Here is a 26848-nt window from a genome sequence, read left to right on the forward strand (position 1 = left end):
ACCTGTATAGAAAAACATGACTGTTTTTTTATACAGTATAATCATCTTTTTTACTGAGTAAAGACCCGCAGAGAGATTTTCAGAATAATTTTTCTGACCATCCCAACTTCCCAGTAAGCGTGGTGAAATAGTTGTAATCTTTTGGATGAAGGAGGAATAATTCATCTGGACTACGACGAATAATGACTTCTTCACCTTCTTGAACGGGTAGGGCAAGCTGGCTATCACAACTCACCTCCAGCTCGCTGCGTAAACTGGCAAACCGCAAGCTTATAGTACTACGACTATCGATGACCAAGGGACGGGCAGAGAGGGTATGAGGAAACATCGGTACGATAGCTATCGCTTCCAAAGATGGCATCAGAATTGGGCCGCCAGCTGAGAGCGAATAGGCGGTTGAGCCTGTCGTCGTCGAGATAATTAGACCATCGGAACGCTGCGAAAAGGCAAACTGATTATCGATATACACTTCAAACTCGATCATATGCGCGACCTTACCGGGGTGCAGGACGATCTCATTTAACGCAGCAGCGACTCGGGGCTGAGGTTGACTACCGCGTACTGAGGCTTCCAGTAACGCCCGAGAGTCAGTGATGTACTCTCCGGCTAGCACTTTACTTAGTTCTTCAATTGCGTTGTCCGGATTTAGGTCGGTGAGAAAGCCTAGGTTACCCCGGTTAATCCCTATCACTTTGATATCGTAACGGGCTAAGACTCGCGCGGCACCCAGCATATTGCCATCACCTCCGATCACCACGGCGAGATCCGCGCTTTGGCCGATTTGGGAAAGGGTAGCAGTACGTACATTGGGTAATTGCATCTCTCGAGCAATTTGCTCCTCGACGATGACGTCGTATCCTTGTTCACTCAGCCAACAACATAATTGTTCATGCGTAGACAGTGCGCTCAGATTCCGCGGGTGGCCAACAATTCCGATACAATTAAACAACTTATTCATTAGGTAAGGCTTCCTCTTTACGCAAAACTCTCGACAATCGATGAGAGTCCCTTGAATCCCAGAATTTCATCCCCATAATAGCCTTATTGCCGAGATGACTATGAAATGCGGAGATTTTCATGAGTAGTAAAGAACAGAATACCCCGAATCAACAAGATCCTGAAGTGCTGAATGCCGAGCAAGCTGAGCAGCAAAATCAACAGGATGCATCAGAAAGCATCGATCCTCGCGACGAGCGTATTGCTGAGTTAGAAAAAGCGCTGGCGGAATCACAAGGCGGCGTGCGTGAAGCACAAGTTCGTGCGCAGGCTGAAATCGAGAATATTCGTCGACGCACTGAAATTGATATCGAGAAAGCGCACAAATTTGCGTTGGAAAAATTCGCTAATGAATTATTACCGGTCATCGATAGCCTAGAGCGCGCGTTAGAAGTGTCTAATAAAGAGAATCCAGAACTGGCTTCGATGGTAGAAGGGATTGAGCTGACGCTTAAGTCTCTGTTAGACGCGGTACGTAAGTTTGGTGTGGAAGTTGTGGGTGATACCCATGTTCCCTTTAACCCAGATGTACACCAAGCGATGTCGATGATCGAATCGGCTGACGTTGCCCCGAATCATGTCATTATGGTGATGCAGCGTGGCTATACCTTAAATGGTCGTTTATTACGTCCAGCCATGGTTGCCGTTTCTAAAGCTTAATGCTGGTGAAAGATAAGAAAAGCTGCCCTAGGCAGCTTTTTTTTTGCTAGTAAACTGACCAATCGATCTCTGCCAAACCTTGTGTAGCGAGGATAGCGTTGGTTTTAGAGAAATGCTGACAACCGAGGAATCCGCGGTGTGCCGAAAGCGGAGAGGGGTGCGGTGCTTTTAAGACATGGTGACGTGTCGTGTCGATAATTTGCCCTTTTTTCTGAGCATGTGCGCCCCAGAGTAGAAACACCACACCATCATGATGCTGATTAATCATACTAATCACATGAGAGGTGAAGGTCTCCCAGCCAAGCCCTGCATGGGAATGGGCTTGACCCGCTCTGACCGTGAGCACAGTATTGAGTAGCAAGACTCCCTGCGAGGCCCACGACGCAAGATAGCCATGATTGGGACGGGTAAATCCAGGGATATCGGTCACGAGCTCTTTATAGATATTTACGAGCGAGGGCGGTGGGGCAATGCCGGGTTGCACCGAAAACGCCAAGCCATGTGCCTGGTTCGGACCGTGGTAAGGATCTTGCCCTAAAATTACCACGCGAATATCGGCAAAATTGGTCAGTTTAAATGCGCTAAAGACTTCAGCTGCGGGAGGATAAATCACTGTCCCTTCGCTGCGCTCTTGCTGCACCTGTTGCAAGGTATCGGTGAAATAAGATTTTTGTTTTTCATCGCCCAGCACGTCGTGCCAAGTCAGGGTTGTTTTCATCACTGACTCCTGTCATCGGATATAAAAAAAGAGGCGCGATGCGCCTCTGCTTTCTACTCGCTACGTCCTGACGTCTCTTTCACGTCCTGAACGGCGACTTTCTCGGAAGGTTTACGACGCTTACCAACGTTTTTCGCATCACGATGACGGTTTTTAACGCGAGGTTTATTGTCGTCTTTTAACGCGTCACGTTTTTGTTTGCGGCGTTCCATCTCTTTCTTCGAGGCTTTCTTCGGCCCTTTATCCGATGGTGCGCGCGTGGTTGGGCGGAGCTCGTCGATGGTTCGTGCTTTCAGCGGCTCGTTAATGTAGCGGCTGATCTTGAGTAACAGCGCGTTATCGTGTGCTTCGACAAGGGATAATGCCGTTCCTTTACGTCCTGCGCGTCCCGTCCGACCAATACGGTGCAGATAGATGTCAGCGGTGCGTGGCATATCGAAGTTAAAGACATGGCTGACGTCATCAATGTCGATACCACGGGCGGCAATATCGGTCGCCACCAGAACGTTTACAGTTCCTTCTGCGAGACGCTTAATAGCTTCGTTGCGTTTGATCTGTACCATTTCGCCTTCAAGATAGGTACAGCGAATACCGGCTTCACGTAACCATGCTGCCACTTCATGCACACGGTCTCTTTTTCTAATAAAGACGACTGAGCGAGTGACATCTTCTTGTTTAAGGAGATGAATCAATAATTTACGCTTGTGATCTAAATCATCGGCACGGTAGTACCATTGAAGAATTTTTTTACGTTCGCGGCGGCTTGGATCGGCATCTAAGGTAACCGGTTCGTTTAAAATGCGCTGTGCGAAATCTTCAATGTCATCGCCCTCTAGGGTTGCAGAGAACAGCATGGTCTGCTTGCGCCAGCGAGTCTCAGCGGCGATAGTTTCAATATCGTTAGCAAACCCCATATCCAGCATACGGTCTGCTTCATCAAGGATCAGCGTTTCGACTGCGCGGCAGTCAAAGTTCTCTTCTTTGATATATTGTAAAAGACGGCCAGTGGTCGCGACGACAACATCTTGGTTGGTACTGAACACTTCAGCGTGGTTCATGTACGCGACGCCACCTGTGATGGTAGAGATATCTAAATGCGTGTGCTTCGCCAATTCTTTGGCTTGATCCGCAACCTGCATCGCCAATTCACGCGTAGGAGTCAGGATCAGGATGCGCGGAGGCCCTGACTTTTTACGCGGGAAATCGAGTAAATGTTGTAAGGCAGGCAATAAGTAAGCCGCAGTTTTTCCAGTGCCGGTAGGGGCTGAACCAAGGATGTCACGGCCTTCGAGGGCGGGTGGGATCGCAGCTGCTTGGATAGCCGTCGGGCGCTGGTAATTTTTATCCTGTAGGGCTTCTAGCAGGCTTTCATCAAGTTCTAATTCGGAAAATGTGGTTACAGTCATGTTCTACCTCTGGTTGGGGCGCCGATTATAGACATTTCACCGCAATTGTTCACCTTTTCCTGCCGATTAATTCTGCGTCATACAGGTAAAAGGGCATGAATACTGATAAAGTTCGCGCAAAAAGGGTGACCATTGGGCGAATAGAGACGTTTTGGAGACCGATATGACAGCCAGCATAGCATCGCCACCGCGACGTGGGGGCTTTACCTTCAAACAATTTTTCGTGGGGCATGATCGATGTGGCATGAAAGTGAGCACGGATGGCGTATTATTAGGGGCTTGGGCGCCACTTCCTACCACACGCCGCGTATTGGATATCGGTACTGGCAGTGGATTACTGTCCTTGATGTTGGCGCAGCGTTTAGCAGCCGAGGTTGCCCCCTTCGAGATTGATGCGATTGATATCGACCTCGCTGCAGTCCGACAGGCTGAAGAGAATTGTGCCCAGTCTCCTTGGCAAGGGCATATCAATGTCTGGCAACAGGATTTACTGACGTGGGATACCTCATCTCGACAATCTTATGGGCTGGTGATCTGCAATCCGCCATATTTCGAACATGGGGCGGCCTATCGAGACGCTCAGCGAGAGAAAGCCCGGGATAGTCGTACGTTGGACCATCGTTCATTATTACGAAAGGTCGCGGAACTGCTTACCGATGAGGGTTTTTTTTCGGTGGTATTACCCACTCAAGAAGCCGAGTACTTTGCTGAGTATGCGCGCACGACCGGGTGGTTTTTATATCGCCAGTGCGATATCTGTGAGAGGGCAGGGCGTTCAGCAAAACGTCGTTTGATGGTTTGGCGACGTTGCCCAACAGAGTGTAGCTTAGAGTGTTTGGTGATCCGCGCTGAGCATGGGCAGTACAGCACTGATTTTCAACGCTTAACAAAAGAATTCTACTTAGCGTTCTAGTCCATCAACTATACTGATAAAAACATGAAACTTCATGGTTAATCAGGTAAATTGGCCTGCAGATAACGCGATTGTTGTTAGGATTAATTCATTGCTAAAACTTTAAATAGCAATTTACCTAAATTTTAGTGAACTTTTGATCATTATTCAGTTCCAACCTTGGGCTCGCCAATGGCAGTAACGTTATGGCACTGGGTGGTTTTACATTGAATATTTTATGAGGACAGAGCCTCAGATGAGCGAGCAGTTAACGGATCAAGTTCTGGTGGAACGGGTCCAAAAAGGCGATCAAAAATCGTTTAATCTACTGGTGCTACGCTATCAGCATAAAGTGGCCAGTTTAGTGACGCGCTATGTTCCGCCGGGGGACGTGCCAGATGTTGTGCAAGAGTCATTTATTAAGGCTTATCGTGCTATAGCCTCTTTCCGTGGTGAAAGCGCCTTCTATACTTGGCTTTACCGTATTGCAGTTAATACAGCAAAAAACTATTTAGTCGCGCAAGGTCGCCGTCCGCCGTCCAGCGATGTCGATGCGAGCGATGCCGAAAACTATGAAGCAGCGAGTGCTTTAAAAGAAATTTCGAACCCTGAGAACTTAATGTTGTCAGATGAACTGAAGCAGATAGTTTTTAGGACAATTGAAACTCTTCCTGAAGATTTACGGATGGCGATCACGCTTCGTGAATTAGATGGGTTGAGTTACGAGGAAATCGCTGAGATCATGGAGTGCCCTGTCGGCACTGTTCGTTCACGTATCTTCCGCGCACGAGAAGCGATTGATAATAAAGTTCAACCACTGCTGCAGCGCTAATCGCGTAGCAGAGTGACTACCTAAAGGGTATTAAGGTATGCAGAAAGAGCAACTTTCCGCTTTAATGGATGGCGAAGCCTTAGATCAGTCTTTACTCACTGAACTTTCTAAAGATGCTGAGTTGCAAGCGAGTTGGGAGCGTTACCATCTGGTTCGTGACACGCTTCGCGGTGATTTGGGTCAGGTCGTGCATTTCGATATCTCGGCTAAAGTGGCTGAGGCGATTGCAGCAGAACCCGTTTCCGCTACCACGGTCACACCGCTTATTGTTGAAGAGCAACCTGAACCGTCTCGCTGGCGCAAGATGGGCTTTCTCTCGAAGACGGGTGGCTGGGGCGCGCAACTTGCTCAAGTCGGTGTCGCAGCTTGCGTCTCGATGGCGGTTATTGTCGGCGTACAGCACTACAATCATGGCGGCGATGCAGCGCTATCTGATAGCCAAGATACCCCTGCTTTTAATACCTTACCCATGATGGGTAAAGCTTCTCCTGTAAGCTTAGGCGTACCGGGGGATATGTTTGAAAACTCGTCCACCACCGGACAAGTACAAGAACAACGTGCTCGCATTAATGCGATGCTGCAAGATTACGAGTTGCAACGCCGTCTTAATGATGGTGATAGCTTGCCACCGACATCTTCGGTTCTTGATAAACAACAGTATTCGGGCACTGTCCATCAATAATGAAAGAAAAATTTCTTCTCTCTGCCGCATTATGCGGCAGTCTGCTTTTTTCCATCTCAAGTTTTGCCGATAATAGCGCCGCCTCGTCGGACACAAAGCCCATCCAACCCTTTGTGATGCTAAAACAGATGGATAAAGCGACTAATATGCTCAATTACCAACTCTCCTATATCACTATCAGCGAGCAAGGTATTGAGTCGTTACGCTACCGTCATGCGCGGGTGAATAATCAAGTCTTTGCTCAATTGCTGCAGATGGACGGCCCACGTCGAGAGGTTATCCAACGTAATCGAGCGATCAGTTATTTCGATGCCAGTTCGGGCGTTGATCCTTTCACGCTCCCCGGCGACCATATTATCGATGGTCTACCCTCGATTTTGTTCGCGAATTTTGATCAACTGAAAGACTACTACAACTTTATCAGTGTCGGGCGTTCTCGGGTGGCAGACCGGTTGTGCGATGTGGTGCGTATCGTCTCGAAAGACGGTACCCGTTTCAGTTATGCCGTTTGGTTAGACAGCGATAGTTCGCTCCCTTTACGTGCTGATTTGTTATCACAGGAAGGGGAAACCATCGAGCAATTCCAAGTTGTTGATTTTGCTGTTGATGATCAACTACAACAAGTCATGGCACCGCTGGTGGATGCGAAGCTTCCTCCGGAAATGACCTCATTGCCGAAAAATTCACACGCAAAACTAAGTTGGACGCCGGGATGGCTACCGGCAGGGGTTCAGGTGTTGTCACAAAGCCAGCGTCAAGTGCCCGCTTTAGCGAAAAAAATTGAATCTCGTCTCTATTCCGATGGTCTCTTTACCTTTACTGTCAATGTTTCTGCGGCGACAGGGGCAACCCCTCCGCAATCCTATAGCACTGGGCGTCGCACGCTCTACGTTGAAATACGTAATAATAAGGAAATTAGCGTTGTCGGTGAGCTACCTCGTGAAACGGCAAAGCGTATTGCAGATTCGGTTAATACGGGTACTTAATAATGATGAGAGAATGGGCGACTGTCGTGTCGTGGGACCAAGGTGTAGCGACACTGCATACTGAGGCGAAAACAACCTGTAACAGTTGTTCTGCGCGTAAAGGGTGCGGTAGCCAAATGCTGAATAAACTTGGTCCTAAAAATGCGCATGTCATGCAAGTGAATAGCGATAAGCCTTTGCAGCCCGGTCAACGTATTGAGTTAGGGATTAAGGAAAGTAGTTTATTGAGCTCAGCCTTGATGGTCTACATAACGCCATTAGTCGGTCTCTTTATCGGTGCAGGCTTGCTGCAATATTGGTTTAACACCGATATGGCCAGCGCGGGAGGGGCCCTGCTGGGGGGCGTGGGGGGGTTCCTCATCGCCAAGTTGTTATCTAAGACCTTGGGTGAAAAGCACGCCTTTCAGCCTGTGATATTAACGGTTGCATTAGGCCCAGATCAATTACGCGTCGACTCGGTTCATCCTTCTCATTCTTCGTGACATATCAATTTATGTCGGCAAGCAAGCGGTATAATGCCATTTCAGGGTTTGCTTGCCGAACTCCTTGGGAATTCTTCCCGTAAATTGTCTTAAAAAAAAGCCATCCAAGGCTGTTGATATGCTGACGTCTTTGCCGCTGTCGTGTAATATGCTCCGCAGTAAAAAAGTGGGTACATGCATCATGGGTCCATTTATGTGTCCACCTGAATAAATTTTGCAGGAAACTATGAAAAAATCCCCGGATATGAAGAATATAAGAAATTTCTCCATCATTGCGCATATTGACCATGGAAAATCCACGTTATCTGATCGCTTAATCCAAACCTGTGGTGGCTTAAGTGACCGTGAAATGGCTGCCCAAGTTTTGGACTCCATGGATCTTGAGCGTGAGCGTGGAATCACTATCAAAGCACAAAGCGTGACCCTTGATTATCACGCACAGGATGGTGAAATTTATCAACTTAACTTCATTGATACGCCGGGGCACGTAGACTTCTCCTATGAAGTCTCCCGTTCTCTTGCCGCCTGTGAAGGTGCGCTACTCGTTGTGGATGCAGGGCAGGGCGTAGAAGCGCAAACCCTGGCTAACTGCTACACCGCAATTGAAATGGATCTGGAAGTTGTACCTGTATTAAACAAAATTGACCTCCCGGCAGCAGACCCTGATCGCGTTTCTCAAGAGATTGAAGATATCGTCGGGATTGATGCAACGGACGCGGTAAGATGTTCAGCTAAAACAGGATTAGGTGTTCCTGAAGTATTAGAACGCTTAGTACGTGATATTCCCCCACCGGAAGGCGACATTGATGCACCGTTACAAGCGCTGATTATCGACTCATGGTTCGACAACTACCTAGGCGTTGTCTCCTTAGTCCGTGTTAAAAACGGCGTGCTGCGTAAAGGTGATAAAATCAAGGTGATGAGTACTGGGCAGGTCTATAATGCGGATCGCCTAGGTATCTTCACGCCAAAACGTGTTGACCGTGATGAGTTACGCAGCGGGGAAGTTGGCTGGTTAGTGTGTGCCATCAAAGATATCCTCGGTGCGCCAGTCGGAGATACCCTGACTGCAGCGAAGTATTCGGCGGATAAACCGTTACCAGGATTTAAAAAGGTTAAACCTCAAGTTTATGCGGGACTTTTCCCTGTCAGCTCTGATGATTACGAAAATTTCCGTGATGCGCTGGGCAAACTGAGCCTAAACGATGCCTCGTTATTCTACGAGCCAGAGAGTTCGACCGCTTTAGGCTTTGGCTTCCGTTGTGGCTTCCTTGGGTTACTGCACATGGAAATCATCCAAGAGCGTTTAGAACGCGAATACGACTTGGATCTGATTACCACGGCCCCTACCGTAGTCTATGAAGTGGTGACGACCAGTGGTGAAACACTGTATGTGGATAGCCCGGCTAAATTACCCCCACTTAACAATATTGAAGAGCTGCGCGAACCGATTGCAGAATGTCATATGCTGTTGCCACAAGAATATCTCGGTAACGTGATTACGCTTTGTGTTGAGAAACGTGGCGTGCAGACCAATATGGTTTACCACGGAAACCAAGTTGCGTTGACGTATGATATTCCAATGGCTGAAGTTGTCTTGGACTTCTTTGACCGAATCAAATCCACGTCACGGGGTTATGCATCGCTTGATTATAACTTTAAGCGTTTCCAAACCTCAGACATGGTACGTGTTGATGTCATGATTAACTCAGAACGTGTCGATGCGCTTGCACTGATCACTCACCGCGATAACTCACAATCTCGTGGTCGCGAGTTAGTCGAAAAAATGCGTGAACTGATTCCGCGTCAACAGTTTGATATTGCTATCCAAGCCGCAATTGGTAACCACATTATCGCCCGTTCTACCGTCAAACAATTACGTAAAAACGTCTTGGCGAAATGTTATGGTGGTGACGTGAGCCGTAAGAAGAAATTATTACAGAAACAGAAAGACGGTAAGAAACGCATGAAGCAAGTGGGTAACGTAGAGTTACCACAAGAGGCGTTCTTAGCAATTCTGCATGTTGGGAAAGATTAATTAATTAAGGATTGGTCATGGCAAATATGTTTGCACTGATTTTGGCAGTTGCGACCTTACTCACCGGTATTGTGTGGTGTCTGGATAAATTTAAATGGGCACCGGCGCGCCGAGCTAAGCGTCAACAGGCGCAAGATCACGCGAACACTACGTTAGATAAAGCGACGCTAGACAGCGTTGCACGTCAACCTGGTTGGGTAGAGACCTCAGTATCGGTATTCCCGGTACTGGCTGTGGTGTTTATCGTGCGTTCATTTATTTATGAACCTTTCCAGATCCCATCTGGATCGATGATGCCAACCTTACTGATTGGCGATTTTATCTTGGTTGAGAAGTTTGCCTACGGATTAAAAGATCCCATTACGCAGACTACGCTGATCCCTACTGGGCATCCTAAGCGTGGTGATGTCGTCGTGTTCAAATATCCGAAAGATCCTTCTGTTGATTACATTAAACGTGTGATTGGTTTACCGGGAGATAAAATTGTTTTTGATCCGGAGAGTAAAACCGTAACCGTTACCCCAGGCTGTGGCGAAGGCCATTGTGACAACCCTGTCGCGATTACCTACTCGTCGATGGAAAAAAGCGACTTTCTACAAACCTTCAGTGGTTTTGATGGAAATGAAGTGGGTAATGGCTTTTATCAGATCTCTAAAGCAGGTATGTTACCCGGTGGATTGCAGTTGGGTGAGCGTCAAGAAAGCCTAGGCAATGTCACCCATAACATCCTATTAGTTAACCAAGCACAGAGCCAAGTGGATGCTTACTACCAGCAAGAAGGTCAACCGCAATCAACATGGGTGGTCCCGGCTGGAGAATACTTCATGATGGGTGACAACCGCGATAACAGTGCGGATAGCCGTTATTGGGGCTTTGTTCCAGAGAAAAATCTGGTCGGAAAAGCCGTTGCTATCTGGATGAGCTTCGATAAACAAGAAGGTCAATGGCCAACAGGCGTACGATTAAGCCGTATTGGTGGTATCCATTGATAGGGAGTGAGTTCAAGGACGAACTCAACCCATAATTTTCACTACTGCACATGAAACCGTGAGTTGATACAGCCCTGTTTCATGTGCAATTAACAGACGCAAAGAATAACTGGAACAGCATGAACCCCATTCTTATAAATAAGCTGCAGCGTAAACTAGGCTACACTTTTACTCATCCGGAACTTCTGCAACAAGCCTTGACGCATCGCAGTGCCAGTAGTAAACATAATGAAAGATTAGAATTTCTTGGGGATTCAATCTTAAGCTATGTCATCGCGAACGCGCTTTATTGTCAATTTCCTCGTGTTGATGAAGGGGATATGAGCCGGATGCGTGCGACCTTGGTTAGGGGGAATACCCTTGCTGAGATGGCACGAGAGTTCGAACTGGGTGAGTGCTTACGCCTAGGCCCCGGTGAGCTTAAGAGTGGTGGATTTCGCCGTGAATCCATTTTAGCGGATACCGTTGAAGCACTGATTGGCGGAATTTTCTTGGATAGCGATATCCAAAAAACCGAAAAATTAATCCTCAATTGGTATCAGTCGCGGCTGGAAGCGATCAGCCCGGGTGATAAGCAAAAAGATCCGAAAACACGTTTACAAGAGTATCTTCAAGGGCGTCACTTACCGTTACCGGCCTATTTAGTGGTACAGGTGAGGGGAGAGGCCCATGATCAAGAATTTACGATTCACTGCCAAGTGAGTGGTATGAATGAAGCGGTGGTTGGCATTGGTTCTAGCCGTCGCAAAGCAGAACAGGCTGCTGCAGAGCAAGCCCTGACTAAGTTAGGAATTGAATGAGCGAACAAGTAACGCATTGCGGTTTTATCGCAATTGTCGGTCGCCCGAACGTGGGAAAATCGACACTATTGAACCAGTTATTGGGGCAAAAAGTCTCGATTACTTCACGTAAGCCGCAAACGACACGCCACCGCATTATGGGGATTGATACCCAAGGTGCCTACCAAGCCATCTATGTGGACACCCCAGGTCTTCACATCGAAGAAAAGCGTGCGATTAACCGCTTGATGAACCGTGCAGCGAGCAGCTCGATTGGTGATGTTGAGCTTATTGTCTTCGTGGTAGAAGGTACTCGTTGGACTGAAGACGATGAGATGGTGCTTAATAAGCTGAAATCGGTCAAAGTGCCGGTGATCTTAGCCATCAATAAAATCGACAATATTCAAGATAAAACCATTCTATTGCCACATATCCAACAGATCAGCCAAAAAATGAATTTTGCTGATGTGGTGCCACTGTGTGCAGAAACGGGGCAGAACGTCGATGCCATCGCGCGTATCGTACATAATACGCTTCCTGAAGCGGACCATCACTTCCCAGAAGATTATGTCACTGACCGTTCCCAACGCTTTATGGCGTCTGAGATCATCCGCGAAAAGTTAATGCGTTTCTTAGGGGCTGAACTGCCGTATTCGGTTACCGTTGAAATCGAACGTTTTGTTGCTAATGAACGAGGCGGTTACGATATCAATGGCCTTATCTTGGTCGAACGCGAAGGCCAAAAGAAAATGGTGATCGGTAATAAAGGCAGCAAGATCAAAACCATTGGTATTGAAGCACGTCGTGATATGGAAGAGATGTTCGAATCACGTGTTCACCTTGAACTGTGGGTGAAAGTGAAGTCTGGCTGGGCAGATGACGAACGTGCTCTGCGTAGCCTAGGCTATACCGACGATCTTTAATTGATGGAGGGCTGGCAGCGCGTTTTCGTTTTGCATGCTCGCCCTTACAGCGAAACGAGCCTGCTGCTCGACATTTTCAGTGAAAGCGATGGACGCGTCACTGTACTGGCGAAAGGGGCTCGTTCACGCCGTTCTAACCTCAAAGGGGCTTTACAGCCCTTTACTCCTCTGCTTATGCGATGGGGGGGTAAAGGTGAAGTTAAAACGTTACGCAGTGCCGAGCCTGTCTCGATGGGACTGCCGTTAAGCGGGACTTACCTTTACTGCGGACTGTATGTCAATGAACTGTTGATGAGAGTCCTCGGCCAAGAAATTGGTTACTCAGCGCTTTTTTTTGATTATCTCCATTGTCTGCAATCGCTTGCTGCGCTTGATAGCTCCCCTGAGCCGGCCTTACGACGTTTCGAATTTGCGCTATTGGCGCATTTGGGGTACGGCGTAGACTTTTTACATTGCGCCGGTAGCGGTGAAGAAGTCAGTGATGAGATGACTTATAACTATCGGCAAGAACGAGGCTTTATTGCCAGTGTCATGCCGACAGCACATACCTTCACCGGCCATCAGTTACGCGCCTTTTATCAGCGCGAATTTCCAGAAATTGATACACTGCGGGCGGCAAAACGTTTTACGCGTATGGCGTTGAAGCCGTACTTAGGGGGGCGTCCCTTAAAAAGCCAAGCACTCTTCCGGCAATTCCAGCTTCCAGTGAACAAACCGCAAGAGTGAGTAATAGTGTCCTTTTTCGCGATTATCTATGAGGTTTAGCATGGCGGAAGTTTATTTAGGCGTAAATATTGACCATATCGCTACCGTGCGTAACGCACGAGGTACCCACTATCCGGATCCCGTTCAGGCCGCTTTTGTCGCAGAACAAGCCGGTGCTGATGGCATTACCGTGCACTTGCGTGAAGACCGCCGCCACATCACGGACCGAGATATCGCCTTACTGCGACAAACGATTCAGACCCGCATGAATTTAGAAATGGCGGTGACTGAAGAGATGATTAACATTGCTTGTCAAACACGTCCGCATTTTTGCTGTCTCGTACCGGAAAAACGTGAAGAAGTCACGACCGAAGGTGGCTTAGATGTCGCCGGTCAACAAGCGAAATTAAATGAGGCAGTGGCGCGTTTACAGCAAGCGAATATCATCGTGTCACTCTTTATCGATCCTGACGTTCAGCAGATTGATGCAGCGGTGACTGCGAAGGCGCCTTTTATCGAGATCCACACCGGTGCTTACGCAGAAGCACAGAATCCTGAGGATGTTGCAAAAGAGTTAGAACGCATTCGGGCAGCCGTGAGCTATGCCGCATCGAAAGGCTTGAAAGTGAATGCTGGCCACGGGCTGACTTACCATAACGTTCAGGCCATCGCCGCATTACCAGAGATCTATGAGCTGAATATTGGGCACGCGATTATTGGTCGTGCGTTATTTAGCGGTCTGGCGGATGCCGTACGCGAGATGAAACAGTGCTTACAGGATGCACGACGCTAATGGCTATCGTGGGGCTGGGGACTGATATTGTCGAAATCTCGCGCATCGAACAGGTGATAGAACGTTCAGGTGACCGGTTAGCAAAACGAGTGCTAACCGATAGCGAATGGCAACAATATCAACAACACCATCAACCCGTGCGGTTTTTAGCGAAGCGTTTCGCGGTGAAAGAGGCGGCAGCTAAAGCTTTTGGTACGGGTATTCGTAACGGCTTAGCCTTTAATCAATTTGAAGTGTTTAATAATCCGCTCGGCAAGCCTTGTTTACGATTACTTGGGCAAGCGGAGATTCTTGCTGAGCAATTGGGTATTCAGCACCACCACGTGACGCTCGCCGATGAGCGTCGCTACGCCTGCGCGACGGTGATCTTCGAAAGTTAACCGTTTAGGTTAGGATAGAGCTGTACAAACTTTTCCCACAATTGATCGGGTGTCTCTCGCCATATCGCATCGTGAATAATCGTATGTGAGATGGGGCAGACACTCTGGCAGGTCGGTGCCTCGTAGTGTCCGATGCATTCGGTGCAACGGGTCGGGTCAATTTCATAGATTTCTACACCTAATGCGATGGCCTGATTAGGACACTCTGGTTCGCACATATCACAATTGATGCAGCGTTCAGTGATCAGTAATGCCACGTTTTTTTCTCACATTTATTTTTATCCGGCTTAAATAGTGTTAGTGACCGAAATAAAAAATTAATTAATACGATACGAGTTAATTAAAGTGTAATACAATAAAAATAAATTATTTTGATGTAAATTAATTTCCTCATAAGTTTTTACTTTATTATACTGTCTTATTGATGATTTTTATCTCTGTCGACAATATCAACTAACTATGCGGTGATGTAATTAATATAAGAGAGACGTAATGAATGATTGTTGGTATAAAGATCTTAACGATTACGAGGGTAACTGGCAGGGACTCTAAATAACAGTTATATCGGGAGGATTCCGCTCTCTAGAGATGCGGACAGGGAAAAATGGAAGAATGGCCTTGTATATTAATGGTTCAATACAGTTTTGGGCAACTATGTTGAAGGATCACTCTGGTATATGGCTGGTCAATAATGTAGACCACCCTAATCCAAGATTATCACTCCCACCTATACGCTCATCCGACATTGAGAAAGCTCATAGAGAATCTACTAGCAATACTATTAACTATTGGAGTCGGTATTTTGCGCGGTCTCTGACTGAAGATTCCTCAATGTTTCTATCCAGTGGAAACTGGATACTACAACCTATGGAGCCAACTCGACTCATCACACCCTATGAAATAAAACAAAATAAACTTAGCAAATCTTGGCAATTTTATTCCCCGAAAGAAAAAGCTAATGTTAGCTTACCCTGATCACTTCATAGCGAAGACTTCCCTAATTTACTTAATCCTGAACATATCTATTATATCGACTGGTGGTGGGAAAGAGATAAATTGCTTTCTCGATATTCAGTTTCTTCTGATAGCGCAAGGGTTAAGTGGTGGCGTAAAAAAAGCCGAGAAGGTACACTCCCTCCCATCCTTGTATGGTTTGTTACGGGTTTAGCATCATTTGTAATTCTCGATGGCCACGAGCGTTTACAAGCTGCGTTATTAGAAAATATTCCGCCAAGATTTTTAGTACTTAGCCAGTTAGGTAATAGAGTATATTCACCTAATGAAGATAATAGGAGTAGAGTTCTTAATTCGTTGGCTATTCAACAACAAAAATGTAAAAACAATATATCAGCTATTGATGCCATCAATAATACACTAATTAAACTTTATGATACTCGCTATTTTTTTCCTATAACCTTCAGTCGTGTCTTATTAGGTGATGGTAGTATATGGGAGGATGAAGTTAGAAATTATCTATTACATCATCGCCAAGAAAAACACTTAAAAAATATTTTATGCAGAGAAAGGTAGCTGATCTTGTATGGGAGTAATTCTACCTAAAGGGAAGGAGAAGAAAAATCTATATCTACTGATACATTGCTATATACACAGCCAGTCAAACTCACTTGCGGTATGCTGTCCTATGGCCTAATTAAGGTAATAGTCAATGATAACAAGACGTGCCCCAACAGCGCTAAAAATTCTTATTAGCCTCGTCACTTTTACAGTAACTTTCCTGCTGCTGCGCCCTGCGGATCCGGCCACACCAGAACAGATTGTATTTTGGAGTAATGCTGCACGATTTTTCGGAGTACGTAATCCCGAAGAATTTGTCGGAATTGCGTTACTCATTGTCTGCTCCTTTGTCACCCTCATCGGTTATCAGATCGCAGTTTACCTGACCAAAAAAATGGGTTAACTCGATTGCGACAATTAGATTCAGGTAGGATATTACCGTAATTCAACCTACTAACCAGTGAAACTATAGCCTCTCAGTCCACGTGATTGCTTAGATATAGACTATGCTGAGTAGCAGAGTCCCACTTGTTATGGTGGATATATAATTAAGAGGCAGGCTATGAAAATTCTCATCACCGGTGCAACAGGGTTGATAGGGCAGCGTCTCACCCAGACGCTGTTAAAGCAATCGCATCTTATTACTGCGTTAACGCGTTCGCCTGATCGGGCGACTAAGCTTCTGGGCCCTCAAGTGGAACTGTTGACTTCCCTCGAGGGGTTAGCGTCATTAGACGGTTTCGATGCGGTGATTAACCTTGCCGGGGAGCCAATTGCTGATAAACGCTGGACGACGGCTCAGAAACAGAAACTCTGTGACAGTCGTTGGCAATTAACGGAAAAGATTGCCGAGTTAATTAAGGCTAGCGCCCAGCCACCATCAGTGTTGATCTCGGGTTCAGCGGTAGGCTATTACGGTGATCAAGGGCAGGCAGTGGTGACCGAAGACAGCTCGCCACATCAAGAGTTTACTTGGCAGCTCTGCTCACGCTGGGAAACCTTGGCGCTTGCCGCGCAAAGTCCCCATACACGAGTCTGTCTATTACGAACCGGTGTCGTGCTATCGAGAGAGGGCGGTGCGCTCGCAAAAATGGTGATGCCATTTCGTGTGGGTGTCGGGGGACCTTTTGGGGATGGCCAGCAATATATGCCGTGGATACATATCGACGATATGCTCAATGCGATTCTCTTCCTACTAAACCAGGCTTCCTTGAAAGGGCCGTTTAATATGGTTGCTCCGACGCCAGTTCGTAATGAACAATTTAGTGCTCAGCTAGCGAAAGTATTGCACCGCCCATGCTTTATGCGTGTCCCTGCCGTTGCAGTCCGCTGTCTGATGGGCGAATCTGCTGTGTTAGTGTTAGGTGGGCAGCAGGCTATTCCTCAACGACTTATTGATGCGGGTTATACGTTTCGTTATACCGCACTGCAACCCGCACTCGAAGACGTTGTGGGTAAGTAGAACAGGGGGAGGGTTCTCCTCCTCAAACGAGTTATCATGATGAATCCAGATTTTGTAATAGAGATCATTTTACAAAAAAGGGTTTAACCCTATTATCCCACCAAGCGTTAGTAAACGCTTTCTAAATTGATAACACCCATCTTATTTAACTTAACGACAAGTTATTGTTGGCCCCTCTTTGAAGAATCTCAGGCTATAGCACTTTTATCTACGTCATAATCCGAGGCTTCTCCTTAGATCCTCATGCCACACGTTGCGGTCTGAACAAAGGGCTACATTTCAGCCCCTAACTGCCGATAGGCGACTACCCTGCATCAATAATCTCGCCCTAAAATAGTTAGCAATGCGTATAATGCCCCGTTATTTACTGCTTTAAGGATTGCGACTGTGGACAATACTATTCCCCCTAATGATGACGAAAAATGGATGCGCCATGCAATACAACTCGCGCAACGCGCTCATACATTGGGTGAAGTCCCTGTGGGCGCGGTACTGGTCTATCAACAGCAGGTGATTGGCGAGGGGTGGAATCTGCCGATCAACGACCACGATCCGACTGCGCATGCGGAGATTATGGCAATCCGCCAAGGGGGTCAGGCCCTAGGGAATTATCGCCTACTTGATACAACGCTCTATGTCACGTTAGAGCCCTGTGTGATGTGTGCAGGCGCGATGATCCACGGTCGTATTGGTCGTATCGTCTTTGGGGCCAGTGATGCAAAAACGGGTGCAGCGGGATCGCTTGTCGATATCTTACGCCATCCTGGAATGAATCATCAGCCGACTATTTGTGGGGGAGTGTTGGCAGAAGAGTGTGGTGCTTTACTCAGTGATTTTTTCAGGCAACGCCGGGCCGAAAAAAAAGCCGCACGCCTTGCGGCGCGGGCTCAAAAGAGTTAGTTCATCACTAATTGTGGTTCTACCGGGGTGGTAGAGATACCACTTGGTGTATGAGGCGGATCAAGAGGTAGTTGTTCCATCTCTTGTAGATAACCGACTAAACTCAAATTGTATTTACGTACTTTTTCAACATAATCGTAGGCTTCTTGCCCACGGGCATAACCGTAAGTGGTTTGCGAGTAGTAGCGTTTTTTGCTGAGTAACGGCAAACGTACTTTTACATCGCTCCAGCTATTCGGATCGGCTCCTTGATTCACCGTCAATTGCCGTGCATCCATCAGATGGGCTAAGCCGATATTGTAAGCGGCTAGCGCAAACCATACGCGCTCATCCTTTGGTATATCAGACGGTAATCGTTGCATCAGTCGCTGCAGATATTCGCTACCTCCTCGAATACTCTCTTCGGTATCGAGTCGATTACTGACATCTAAGCTACTTGCCGTGGTCTTGGTGAGCATCATGATCCCTCGGACTCCCGTTGGGGAGGTTGCGTGAGGATCCCAATGCGACTCTTGCCAAGCCATCGCGGCCAACAACTGCCAATCAAAGTTCTGGGCATATTTCTCGAAAACCGGCTTAAGTGTCGGTAATCGTGTATCTACGGCTTGCAAGAAACTCCGGGTATCGACGTAGTCGAAATGTCCTGAATGCCCTAAATATTTTTCTTCTAAACGCGCTAATGTCCCTTGCTCGTTTAGTTGACTGAAAAAATCCAACATGGCGGCATGCAGACTGTCACTCTTATTGCCTGCGATGTACCAATTTACCGGTTGTTCTTGCGTTACCGTAAAGGCGACAGCAAGTTTGGGATAAATACGTTGCATCATTTCTACCGTCGCTGAGTCGGCGATGGTGTAGTCAATTTTACCTTCTACTACCTCTCGTAAGATTTGCTGAGGTCCTAGATGCCTTTCGGTTACCCAGTGTAGTGTAGGGAAGCGATTGGCCTTCTCTGCCTCGAGCGTACTCGCAAACGTTGACCCATCGAGAATACTCAAGGTCCCCTGCAAGTCATTTAAGCTCTTAGGTCGCAGTTTATCGACACGATAAACCAGTTGCTGCGAGGTGCTGTAATAAGCCGGTCCAGCGACGTATTCCTGTGCACGATGCTCATCCCAGTTTAAGCCAGCGGCCAAAAGGTCTGAATGTTGCTCAGATAAGTCGTTAAACAAACTCTTTATATTGGGACGGACGGTGACCTCTAACTTCACGCCTAGGTAATCTGCAAAGCGCTTAGCCAGTTCGTAGTCCATTCCCTGCGATTGATCTTTAACCTGTTGGTATGTCAGCGCCGAATTCAGGGTGCTGATACGCAACACTCCGCGCGATTGGATCTGCGCAAGAGAATCTTGTTTCCCAGTGTGCCAGGGTATTGCTGGCCATAAAGCTGATGCTAGTAATAAGGTGACAAGACCGATAAAGAAATAATTAAATTTTATACATTTCAAATAGTTATCTCTCGGTTCTGCTCGCGATTCCCCTAGTGTTAGGGAGTGAATCTTTTGATTTCTTAACGCAAGACGGAGCGTATTCTGAGCAATTTAACGCCAGAGAGCAACTTTTTAAGCAATAAATGTTCATCAAATCGGAGGAGGGCTCATACGATAAATTCCGCGCAAACGGTTTCGTATTGCGAAGAGATTCATTATACTAGCGCCGTTTTCCCACTGTAGCGCCAGTGTATGTCAGCCAGACATACCGACGACGAGAGATGATTAATGATGGAAATTTTGCGTGGTTCGCCTGCCCTGTCTGCCTTTCGAATTAACAAGCTAGTCACCACTTTTCAAGAACTTCAGTTACCTGTCCGTTCACTCTATGCCGAATATGTGCACTTTGCTGACGTGACACAACCGTTAACCGATGAGCAAACAACGCGCTTAGAAAAATTATTACGCTATGGTCCGTCATTGGCCGAGCATACGCCGCAAGGGCAACTGCTCTTAGTCACCCCACGTCCAGGTACCATCTCTCCATGGTCATCGAAAGCTACTGACATTGCGCATAACTGTGAATTACCGATGGTGAAGCGCTTAGAGCGTGGATTAGCTTTCTATCTCGATGCCCCTGAGCTTGATAAAGCACAATTCGAGCAGGTCGCGGCTTTACTTCACGATCGGATGATGGAAACCGTCTTTACTGATCTTGCTGACGCAGCACAACTGTTTACCCAACATACGCCGCACCCGCTAACCACCATTGATATTCAACAAGGTGGTCGCCAAGCGCTCTCTGCAGCGAATGTTCGTTTAGGTCTTGCGCTCGCGGAAGATGAAATTGATTATCTACTCAACGCCTTTACACAGCTGGGTAGAAATCCCAATGATGTTGAGTTGTATATGTTTGCTCAAGCTAACTCTGAGCACTGTCGCCACAAAATATTTAATGCGGATTGGGTGATTGATGGCGTCGCGCAACCCAAGTCGCTGTTTAAAATGATCAAAAACACCTTCGAAACCACGCCAGAGCATGTGCTGTCTGCCTATAAAGATAATGCGGCGGTGATGGAAGGTTCTGTTGCGGGGCGTTTTTACGCAGAAGCAGAGACAGGTCAGTACGATTTCCATCAACAACCTATTCATATCTTAATGAAGGTTGAGACGCACAACCACCCAACCGCAATCTCTCCATGGCCAGGTGCCGCTACCGGTTCGGGTGGCGAAATTCGCGATGAAGGTGCAACCGGTCGCGGAGCGAAACCTAAAGCAGGCCTAACTGGATTCTCGGTATCAAACTTACGTATTCCTGGTTTTGAGCAACCTTGGGAAGAGGATTTTGGTAAACCAGAGCGTATTGTTACCGCACTGGATATCATGCTTGACGGCCCGCTAGGGGGCGCTGCGTTTAATAATGAATTTGGTCGCCCGGCGCTAAACGGTTATTTCCGTACCTATGAAGAGAAGGTGAGCAGCCATAATGGTGATGAGATCCGTGGTTACCATAAACCTATCATGTTGGCGGGCGGCATCGGTAATATCCGTGACGACCATGTTCAAAAGGGTGACATTACCGTTGGTGCAAAACTGATTGTCCTCGGCGGCCCGTCAATGAATATCGGTCTGGGCGGCGGGGCAGCCTCCTCGATGGATTCTGGTCAATCTGATGCAGATCTCGATTTTGCCTCGGTACAGCGAGATAACCCGGAAATGGAACGACGCTGCCAAGAAGTTATCGACCGTTGCTGGCAACGTGGTGAAGAAAACCCCATTCTGTTTATCCATGATGTTGGCGCAGGGGGACTTTCGAATGCCATGCCAGAGTTGGTTTCAGACGGTGGACGGGGCGGACGCTTTGATCTCCGTAAAATTCTAAATGATGAGCCGGGCATGACGCCGTTAGAGATCTGGTGTAATGAATCTCAAGAGCGTTATGTCTTGGCGGTCGACACAGATAAATTAGCCGAATTTGATGCCATTTGTCAGCGCGAGCGCGCACCTTATGCCGTTATCGGTGAAGCGACAGAGCAACAGCACCTAACATTAGACGATCCGCACTTCGATAACCAACCTATCGACATGCCACTGGACGTTCTATTGGGTAAAACCCCGAAAATGACCCGTGACGTACGTCGTCAGCAGGCGAAAGGGGATAGCTTTACTGCCGAAGATATTGATCTGGCCGAAGCTGTAAAACGCGTTCTTCACCTACCGGCGGTAGCGGAAAAAACCTTCTTAATCACTATCGGTGACCGGACGGTAACCGGCATGGTGGCGCGTGACCAGATGGTGGGGCCGTGGCAAATTCCGGTTGCAAACTGTGCCGTGACCACGGCCAGTTTAGATAGCTATACAGGTGAGGCGTTTGCCATGGGTGAGCGTGCGCCAGTGGCCTTACTTGACTATGCTGCCTCAGCACGATTAGCGGTGGGCGAAGCATTGACCAACTTAGCCGCTACGGCGATTGGCGATTTAAAGCAGATCAAACTCTCTGCAAACTGGATGGCTGCAGCGGGCCACCCAGGCGAAGATGCGGGGTTATACGATGCGGTAAAAGCCGTCGGCGAAGAGCTTTGCCCGGCATTGGGCTTAACTATCCCTGTAGGCAAAGACTCCATGTCGATGAAAACGCGTTGGCAGGAGCAGGGGGAAGGCCGTGAGGTTATCTCTCCAATGTCACTCGCGATCACGGCCTTTGCGCGTGTCGAGGATGTGCGCTTAACGGTTACCCCGGAACTTAAAACGGATCGTGATAACTTACTGCTACTGGTTGATCTTGGTCAGGGGCAGCAAGCCCTCGGCGCGACAGCCTTGGCACAAGTTTATCGTAAGTTGGGACAACATCCGGCAGATGTCCGCGATACCGAGAAGCTTCGTGGTTTCTTCAATGCTATTCAGCAATTAGTCAGTGAACGAAAACTACTGGCCTACCATGACCGTTCCGACGGGGGATTATTGGTCACGCTGGCAGAGATGGCCTTCGCCGGCCATTGCGCCATTGATGCAGATATCAGTACGCTGGGTGCTCACTCCGTTGCCGCGTTGTTCAATGAAGAGCTGGGGGCGGTGTTACAAATTGCGCGTGAAGATCTCGATACCGTTCAAGCGGTGTTTGCAGAGCAAGGACTAGGTAACGAACTTCATGTTATCGGCTCCGCTTGCTCAGGGGACCATTTTACGCTGGTCGCCGAAGGGCAACCTGTCTATTCAGAAAAACGCTCACAACTGCGTGAATGGTGGGCGGAAACGACGTGGCAAATGCAGCGTCTCCGTGATAACCCGGCTTGCGCGGATCAAGAACATCAAGCGAAATTAGATGAGCGCGATCCTGGGCTGAATGTGTCACTGAGCTTCGATCCTAGTGACGATATCGCGGCACCGATGATTGCCACAGGCGCTCGCCCGGTATTAGCGGTATTACGTGAGCAAGGTGTTAACTCTCACGTGGAAATGGCGGCGGCTTTCCACCGCGCCGGTTTCGACACGCGCGACGTTCATATGAGCGATTTACTGGCAGGACGCACGAATCTTGATGGATTCCATATGCTCGCGGCGTGTGGTGGCTTCTCCTATGGGGATGTGCTCGGAGCGGGAGAGGGCTGGGCGAAGTCTATCCTGTTCAATCCACGTGTGCGTGATACCTTTGCCGACTTCTTCAACCGTGACCAAACCTTAGCCCTTGGGGTCTGTAATGGTTGCCAGATGGTCTCTAACTTACGTGAGATCATTCCGGGCAGCGAATTGTGGCCACGTTTCGTTCGCAACCAGTCTGAGCGCTTTGAAGCCCGTTTCAGTTTGGTTGAAGTGGTCGACAGTCCTTCACTGGTATTAGAGGGAATGGTCGGTTCACGGATGCCTATCGCGGTTTCTCATGGCGAGGGCTTTGTGGAAGTGCGTAATAACGAACATTTACAGCAACTTGAAAATAGTAAGCTCGCCGCTTTACGTTTTGTGAACAACCAAGGGCAAGTGACGGAACAGTACCCGGCTAACCCGAATGGCTCGCCGAACGGTATTACGGCGGTGACCAATACCTCTGGGCGTGTCACCATCATGATGCCGCACCCAGAACGTGTGTTCCGTACTGTCAGCAATTCATGGCACCCAGAAAATTGGGGTGAGGATAGCCCATGGATGCGTCTGTTCAGAAATGCACGTAAACAACTAGGCTAAGTTGATTCTGGAAAACTCCTAAAGCGTTGTGGGGCTATTCGCCCTGCAAGGCTTTGTTGATATGATTCGCTGAATTCATTTACTGTTATGATGACTTTGTGATTCATAAATAAAAATGATGCCAATAAGGTGCCTTCTGTCCTAGAGTTGATAACGCGTTATCTTATCTGGACATCACAGTCGTGGGGCACCTTATTTTCTTGTCCAGTGACTTCCCTGAGCAATTCAGCAATAATACGCGTCTCTTACCCGCATAACGCATTCACCCTATGAGTAGCCCTTGTTTGGCGACGCAACGGATAATAAGGTTTTGTCATGAAGAAAATAGAAGCGATCATTAAACCGTTCAAATTGGATGATGTCCGTGAATCTCTTGCTGAAGTCGGGATCACCGGAATGACCGTCACGGAAGTCAAAGGTTTTGGACGCCAGAAAGGGCATACCGAACTGTACCGCGGCGCTGAATATATGGTCGACTTTTTACCGAAAGTAAAAATTGAAATCGTGATTGCCGATGATATGGTAGACACTTGCCTAGAAACGATAATGAAAACCGCTCAGACCGGTAAAATCGGTGATGGTAAAATCTTCGTGGTGGATGTGGCGCGCGTAGTGCGGATCCGTACCGGTGAAGAAGACGAAGACGCCATTTAATCCTGATTTCCGTCTTAGCAGCGCGAGGAGTAAGCGTAAATCCTGTTCGTGCTGCTTTGCGTTATCCCCCCGATACTCTGCTTTATCTCACTCCCTCCCATGTGAAGTATTCTTTGTTTTCTTACCCGCTTTCGTATCACTAGATGGCATACTTGGCGGTAATATCAACGCTCAGAATGAAAAGCCAAACGTTTGCGTAAAAAGACGGGCTTCTCTCTACCACCCAGCTTGAAAAGAGTTTACACTAACCGCCATTACCCGTTGTGGGGGAATTTTGATGTTAAAAGCAAGCTGAGTGGAGATGGGAATGTTAAAGCGAGAAATGAACATAGCCGATTACGATGCGGCATTATGGCAGGCAATGGAGCAGGAGAAAGTGCGTCAGGAAGAGCATATCGAACTGATTGCTTCAGAAAACTACACCAGTCCACGTGTTATGGAAGCGCAAGGATCACAACTGACCAATAAGTATGCCGAAGGTTACCCGGGCAAGCGTTACTATGGTGGTTGCGAATACGTTGATATCGTAGAACAACTGGCGATTGACCGTGCAAAAGCGTTATTCGGTGCAGATTACGCTAACGTTCAGCCTCACTCAGGTTCTCAAGCTAACTTCGGCGTGTTTACCGCCCTGTTAACCCCAGGCGACACTATTCTTGGAATGAACCTGGCACATGGCGGCCACCTCACTCACGGTTCTCCCGTTAACCTATCCGGGAAACTTTATAACGTCATCCCTTACGGCATTGATGAAAGCGGCAAGATTGATTATGACGAGCTTGCAGCACTTGCTCAGCAACACAAGCCTAAAATGATCATTGGCGGATTTTCTGCCTATTCAGGCGTCTGTGATTGGGCAAAAATGCGTGAAATCGCGGACAGCATCGGCGCATGGTTATTCGTTGATATGGCACACGTTGCAGGCCTCGTCGCAGCGGATGTCTACCCTAACCCATTACCGCATGCTCACGTGGTGACCACAACGACCCACAAAACCTTAGCCGGTCCACGCGGTGGCTTGATCCTGGCTCAAGGCGGTGATGAAGATCTTTATAAGAAATTGAACTCTGCCGTATTCCCAGGCGGTCAGGGCGGTCCATTAATGCATGTTATCGCGGGTAAAGCGGTAGCATTCAAAGAAGCGATGGAACCCGAGTTCAAAACTTACCAACAGCAGGTTGCTAAGAACGCTAAAGCGATGGTAGAGGTTCTGCTTGAGCGTGGGTATAACATCGTCTCGGGCGGGACGCATAACCACCTGTTCTTATTGGACCTGGTTGAGAAGAATATTACCGGCAAAGAAGCCGATGCCGCGCTAGGTAGCGCGAATATTACGGTCAATAAAAACAGCGTACCTAACGATCCGAAAAGCCCGTTCGTCACTTCTGGTATCCGCATCGGTACCCCAGCAGTAACGCGTCGTGGCTTTAAAGAAGCGGAAGTTCGCGAGCTAGCAGGATGGATTGCCGATGTATTGGATAATATCAACGATGCAGCGACGATCGAACGCGTGAAAGGCCAAGTTCTGGCGCTTTGCGCTCGCTTCCCTGTTTACGCTTAAGAGAGCGAAGCAATAAAAAAGCCGCGATAGGTCACTATCGCGGCTTTTCTTTATTTAGAGGACTTAGCGTTTTAACGCATCACTCAGTTGGTCGCGCATAACCGCTAACATTTCACGTACAACGCGTGAGTTACCCGCGACGATGTTGCCTGATTGCAGGTAACCATGACCGCCAGTGAAATCAGTCACTAAGCTACCCGCTTCGCGAACCAGCAGTTCACCTGCAGCGAAATCCCAAGGTTTCAAACCAATTTCAAAATAGCCATCGGTACGACCTGCTGCCACATAGGCTAAATCCAAAGCAGCTGACCCGGTACGGCGGAAATCTGCACATTTAGTGAATAATGCGGTGACCACGTTGAGGTAACTGGCTGAATGCTGTTTCGCTTTAAATGGGAAACCTGTTGCGATAATCGTACCGTCTAAATCGCGTGCAGTGCTGCCACGTAAACGGTAACCATTAAGCTGTGCGCCTTGGCCACGTACCGCGGTGAAGAGTTCGTTACGCATTGGATCATAAACTACAGCCACTTCAGTACGGCCTTTGATACGCACGGCGATAGAAACGGAGAAGTGTGGGAAACGTTTAATGAAGTTACTGGTGCCATCCAGGGGATCGATAACCCATTGTATGTCCTTATCTTCACCACCTAAATCTCCGCTTTCTTCCGTCACAATACTGTGTTGCGGATAAGATTTACGGATAACTTCGATAATTAAACGCTCGGCGTCACGGTCAACGTTGGTGACAAAATCGTTGGTGCCTTTTTGATTCGTTTCTACTGCGTCAGGCGTTTCATAATTTTTGGCGATAAGATTGCCGGCCTTGCGCGCTGCGCGCACGGCGATGTTCAGCATCGGATGCATCGGTTATTCCCACTGGATG

26 protein-coding genes are annotated in these 26848 nt (G+C 47.9%); 20 read left to right on the plus strand and 6 right to left on the minus strand.

Annotated elements, in window-relative coordinates; all coding sequences use genetic code 11:
- Positions 1–79: 79 nt before the first annotated feature.
- Positions 80–958: an NAD(+) kinase gene (gene nadK / locus HGT71_RS06060; RefSeq protein WP_214217020.1), complete on the minus strand. Its 879-nt coding sequence runs from the start codon at positions 956–958 to the stop codon at positions 80–82.
- Positions 959–1077: 119 nt separating this feature from the next.
- Between nadK and grpE the strand changes: the two genes are divergently transcribed.
- Complete coding sequence (gene grpE, locus HGT71_RS06065; RefSeq protein ID WP_099824725.1) at positions 1078–1656, plus strand: nucleotide exchange factor GrpE; 579 nt, start codon at positions 1078–1080, stop codon at positions 1654–1656.
- A 46-nt stretch (positions 1657–1702) separates the two neighbouring features.
- On the opposite strand, the gene ung is transcribed toward grpE, so the two are convergent.
- Entirely contained in the window at positions 1703–2374 is a 672-nt protein-coding gene (gene ung, locus HGT71_RS06070) for a uracil-DNA glycosylase (RefSeq protein WP_099824723.1), read from the minus strand.
- A 53-nt stretch (positions 2375–2427) separates the two neighbouring features.
- Positions 2428–3780, minus strand: coding sequence for an ATP-dependent RNA helicase SrmB (gene srmB, locus HGT71_RS06075; protein WP_214217021.1), 1353 nt, complete (start codon positions 3778–3780; stop codon positions 2428–2430).
- A 163-nt stretch (positions 3781–3943) separates the two neighbouring features.
- On the opposite strand from srmB, the gene HGT71_RS06080 reads away from it, so the two are divergent.
- The 12 genes from HGT71_RS06080 to acpS all read left to right on the plus strand — a co-directional run bounded on the left by HGT71_RS06080 (position 3944) and on the right by acpS (position 14261).
- The gene (locus tag HGT71_RS06080; protein ID WP_214217022.1) at positions 3944–4693 is read left to right on the plus strand and encodes a tRNA1(Val) (adenine(37)-N6)-methyltransferase; all 750 of its coding nucleotides are present in this window, start codon (positions 3944–3946) and stop codon (positions 4691–4693) included.
- 235 nt (positions 4694–4928) lie between these two features.
- Positions 4929–5504 (plus strand): RNA polymerase sigma factor RpoE, encoded by a 576-nt coding sequence (rpoE, locus tag HGT71_RS06085; RefSeq protein WP_214217023.1) that lies wholly within the window; start codon positions 4929–4931, stop codon positions 5502–5504.
- 37 nt (positions 5505–5541) lie between these two features.
- Positions 5542–6186, plus strand: a complete 645-nt coding sequence (rseA, locus tag HGT71_RS06090) for an anti-sigma-E factor RseA (RefSeq protein ID WP_214217024.1) — start codon at positions 5542–5544, stop codon at positions 6184–6186.
- Positions 6186–7172, plus strand: coding sequence for a sigma-E factor regulatory protein RseB (gene rseB / locus HGT71_RS06095; RefSeq protein ID WP_214217025.1), 987 nt, complete (start codon positions 6186–6188; stop codon positions 7170–7172). The genes rseA and rseB overlap by 1 nt, the downstream gene beginning before the upstream one ends.
- A gap of 2 nt (positions 7173–7174) precedes the next feature.
- On the plus strand, positions 7175–7654 hold the full coding sequence (gene rseC / locus HGT71_RS06100) for a SoxR-reducing system protein RseC (protein WP_099824712.1): 480 nt from the start codon (positions 7175–7177) through the stop codon (positions 7652–7654).
- 244 nt (positions 7655–7898) lie between these two features.
- On the plus strand, positions 7899–9692 hold the full coding sequence (gene lepA, locus HGT71_RS06105) for a translation elongation factor 4 (protein ID WP_214217324.1): 1794 nt from the start codon (positions 7899–7901) through the stop codon (positions 9690–9692).
- Between the two features lie 17 nt (positions 9693–9709).
- Complete coding sequence (gene lepB / locus HGT71_RS06110) at positions 9710–10681, plus strand: signal peptidase I (RefSeq protein WP_214217026.1); 972 nt, start codon at positions 9710–9712, stop codon at positions 10679–10681.
- A 119-nt stretch (positions 10682–10800) separates the two neighbouring features.
- Positions 10801–11481, plus strand: a complete 681-nt coding sequence (gene rnc, locus HGT71_RS06115; protein WP_092676356.1) for a ribonuclease III — start codon at positions 10801–10803, stop codon at positions 11479–11481.
- Positions 11478–12383: a GTPase Era gene (era, locus tag HGT71_RS06120; RefSeq protein WP_048912470.1), complete on the plus strand. Its 906-nt coding sequence runs from the start codon at positions 11478–11480 to the stop codon at positions 12381–12383. Before rnc ends, era begins: the two co-directional genes overlap by 4 nt.
- Positions 12384–12386: 3 nt before the next feature.
- Positions 12387–13109: a DNA repair protein RecO gene (recO, locus tag HGT71_RS06125; RefSeq protein WP_214217027.1), complete on the plus strand. Its 723-nt coding sequence runs from the start codon at positions 12387–12389 to the stop codon at positions 13107–13109.
- A 40-nt stretch (positions 13110–13149) separates the two neighbouring features.
- On the plus strand, positions 13150–13881 hold the full coding sequence (pdxJ, locus tag HGT71_RS06130) for a pyridoxine 5'-phosphate synthase (RefSeq protein WP_214217028.1): 732 nt from the start codon (positions 13150–13152) through the stop codon (positions 13879–13881).
- A complete protein-coding gene (acpS, locus tag HGT71_RS06135; protein WP_099824705.1) occupies positions 13881–14261 on the plus strand; it encodes a holo-ACP synthase in 381 nt (126 codons plus the stop codon). The genes pdxJ and acpS overlap by 1 nt, the downstream gene beginning before the upstream one ends.
- On the opposite strand, the gene HGT71_RS06140 is transcribed toward acpS, so the two are convergent.
- Positions 14258–14518 carry a YfhL family 4Fe-4S dicluster ferredoxin gene (locus HGT71_RS06140; RefSeq protein ID WP_214217029.1) on the minus strand — a complete coding sequence of 87 codons (261 nt, stop codon included), beginning with the start codon at positions 14516–14518 and terminating at the stop codon, positions 14258–14260. The two genes, acpS and HGT71_RS06140, sit on opposite strands and share 4 nt — an antisense overlap.
- Positions 14519–15317: 799 nt before the next feature.
- On the opposite strand from HGT71_RS06140, the gene HGT71_RS15780 reads away from it, so the two are divergent.
- From HGT71_RS15780 to tadA, 4 genes are all read left to right on the plus strand, one after another.
- Positions 15318–15791, plus strand: coding sequence for a hypothetical protein (locus HGT71_RS15780; protein WP_244986424.1), 474 nt, complete (start codon positions 15318–15320; stop codon positions 15789–15791).
- Between the two features lie 136 nt (positions 15792–15927).
- Complete coding sequence (locus HGT71_RS06150) at positions 15928–16179, plus strand: hypothetical protein (RefSeq protein ID WP_214217030.1); 252 nt, start codon at positions 15928–15930, stop codon at positions 16177–16179.
- Between the two features lie 159 nt (positions 16180–16338).
- On the plus strand, positions 16339–17238 hold the full coding sequence (locus HGT71_RS06155) for a TIGR01777 family oxidoreductase (protein ID WP_214217031.1): 900 nt from the start codon (positions 16339–16341) through the stop codon (positions 17236–17238).
- A gap of 387 nt (positions 17239–17625) precedes the next feature.
- Positions 17626–18138, plus strand: coding sequence for a tRNA adenosine(34) deaminase TadA (gene tadA / locus HGT71_RS06160; RefSeq protein ID WP_338327761.1), 513 nt, complete (start codon positions 17626–17628; stop codon positions 18136–18138).
- On the opposite strand, the gene mltF is transcribed toward tadA, so the two are convergent.
- The gene (gene mltF / locus HGT71_RS06165; protein ID WP_214217032.1) at positions 18135–19586 is read right to left on the minus strand and encodes a membrane-bound lytic murein transglycosylase MltF; all 1452 of its coding nucleotides are present in this window, start codon (positions 19584–19586) and stop codon (positions 18135–18137) included. The genes tadA and mltF overlap by 4 nt on opposite strands.
- A 270-nt stretch (positions 19587–19856) precedes the next feature.
- Here mltF and purL point away from each other — a divergent pair, with 270 nt between their 5' ends.
- The 3 genes from purL to glyA all read left to right on the plus strand — a co-directional run bounded on the left by purL (position 19857) and on the right by glyA (position 25962).
- Positions 19857–23747, plus strand: a complete 3891-nt coding sequence (gene purL, locus HGT71_RS06170) for a phosphoribosylformylglycinamidine synthase (protein WP_214217033.1) — start codon at positions 19857–19859, stop codon at positions 23745–23747.
- A gap of 315 nt (positions 23748–24062) precedes the next feature.
- Positions 24063–24401, plus strand: a complete 339-nt coding sequence (gene glnB, locus HGT71_RS06175) for a nitrogen regulatory protein P-II (protein ID WP_048912462.1) — start codon at positions 24063–24065, stop codon at positions 24399–24401.
- A 307-nt stretch (positions 24402–24708) separates the two neighbouring features.
- The gene (glyA, locus tag HGT71_RS06180) at positions 24709–25962 is read left to right on the plus strand and encodes a serine hydroxymethyltransferase (protein WP_048912461.1); all 1254 of its coding nucleotides are present in this window, start codon (positions 24709–24711) and stop codon (positions 25960–25962) included.
- Positions 25963–26025: 63 nt separating this feature from the next.
- On the opposite strand, the gene suhB is transcribed toward glyA, so the two are convergent.
- The gene (suhB, locus tag HGT71_RS06185; protein WP_048912460.1) at positions 26026–26829 is read right to left on the minus strand and encodes an inositol-1-monophosphatase; all 804 of its coding nucleotides are present in this window, start codon (positions 26827–26829) and stop codon (positions 26026–26028) included.
- Between the last annotated feature and the right edge of the window lie 19 nt (positions 26830–26848).

The sequence above is a fragment of the Rosenbergiella epipactidis genome (assembly GCF_018494055.1).
GTDB classification, from domain to species: domain Bacteria; phylum Pseudomonadota; class Gammaproteobacteria; order Enterobacterales; family Enterobacteriaceae; genus Rosenbergiella; species Rosenbergiella epipactidis.

What these genes read in the sequence shown, in the direction of transcription:
- nadK (WP_214217020.1), bottom strand. Translation starts at nt 958, where the DNA reads ATGAATAAGTTGTTTAATTGTATCGGAATTGTTGGCCACCCGCGGAAT.
- grpE (WP_099824725.1), top strand. Translation starts at nt 1,078, where the DNA reads ATGAGTAGTAAAGAACAGAATACCCCGAATCAACAAGATCCTGAAGTG.
- ung (WP_099824723.1), bottom strand. Translation starts at nt 2,374, where the DNA reads ATGAAAACAACCCTGACTTGGCACGACGTGCTGGGCGATGAAAAACAA.
- srmB (WP_214217021.1), bottom strand. Translation starts at nt 3,780, where the DNA reads ATGACTGTAACCACATTTTCCGAATTAGAACTTGATGAAAGCCTGCTA.
- HGT71_RS06080 (WP_214217022.1), top strand. Translation starts at nt 3,944, where the DNA reads ATGACAGCCAGCATAGCATCGCCACCGCGACGTGGGGGCTTTACCTTC.
- rpoE (WP_214217023.1), top strand. Translation starts at nt 4,929, where the DNA reads ATGAGCGAGCAGTTAACGGATCAAGTTCTGGTGGAACGGGTCCAAAAA.
- rseA (WP_214217024.1), top strand. Translation starts at nt 5,542, where the DNA reads ATGCAGAAAGAGCAACTTTCCGCTTTAATGGATGGCGAAGCCTTAGAT.
- rseB (WP_214217025.1), top strand. Translation starts at nt 6,186, where the DNA reads ATGAAAGAAAAATTTCTTCTCTCTGCCGCATTATGCGGCAGTCTGCTT.
- rseC (WP_099824712.1), top strand. Translation starts at nt 7,175, where the DNA reads ATGATGAGAGAATGGGCGACTGTCGTGTCGTGGGACCAAGGTGTAGCG.
- lepA (WP_214217324.1), top strand. Translation starts at nt 7,899, where the DNA reads ATGAAGAATATAAGAAATTTCTCCATCATTGCGCATATTGACCATGGA.
- lepB (WP_214217026.1), top strand. Translation starts at nt 9,710, where the DNA reads ATGGCAAATATGTTTGCACTGATTTTGGCAGTTGCGACCTTACTCACC.
- rnc (WP_092676356.1), top strand. Translation starts at nt 10,801, where the DNA reads ATGAACCCCATTCTTATAAATAAGCTGCAGCGTAAACTAGGCTACACT.
- era (WP_048912470.1), top strand. Translation starts at nt 11,478, where the DNA reads ATGAGCGAACAAGTAACGCATTGCGGTTTTATCGCAATTGTCGGTCGC.
- recO (WP_214217027.1), top strand. Translation starts at nt 12,387, where the DNA reads ATGGAGGGCTGGCAGCGCGTTTTCGTTTTGCATGCTCGCCCTTACAGC.
- pdxJ (WP_214217028.1), top strand. Translation starts at nt 13,150, where the DNA reads ATGGCGGAAGTTTATTTAGGCGTAAATATTGACCATATCGCTACCGTG.
- acpS (WP_099824705.1), top strand. Translation starts at nt 13,881, where the DNA reads ATGGCTATCGTGGGGCTGGGGACTGATATTGTCGAAATCTCGCGCATC.
- HGT71_RS06150 (WP_214217030.1), top strand. Translation starts at nt 15,928, where the DNA reads ATGATAACAAGACGTGCCCCAACAGCGCTAAAAATTCTTATTAGCCTC.
- HGT71_RS06155 (WP_214217031.1), top strand. Translation starts at nt 16,339, where the DNA reads ATGAAAATTCTCATCACCGGTGCAACAGGGTTGATAGGGCAGCGTCTC.
- purL (WP_214217033.1), top strand. Translation starts at nt 19,857, where the DNA reads ATGATGGAAATTTTGCGTGGTTCGCCTGCCCTGTCTGCCTTTCGAATT.
- glnB (WP_048912462.1), top strand. Translation starts at nt 24,063, where the DNA reads ATGAAGAAAATAGAAGCGATCATTAAACCGTTCAAATTGGATGATGTC.
- glyA (WP_048912461.1), top strand. Translation starts at nt 24,709, where the DNA reads ATGTTAAAGCGAGAAATGAACATAGCCGATTACGATGCGGCATTATGG.
- suhB (WP_048912460.1), bottom strand. Translation starts at nt 26,829, where the DNA reads ATGCATCCGATGCTGAACATCGCCGTGCGCGCAGCGCGCAAGGCCGGC.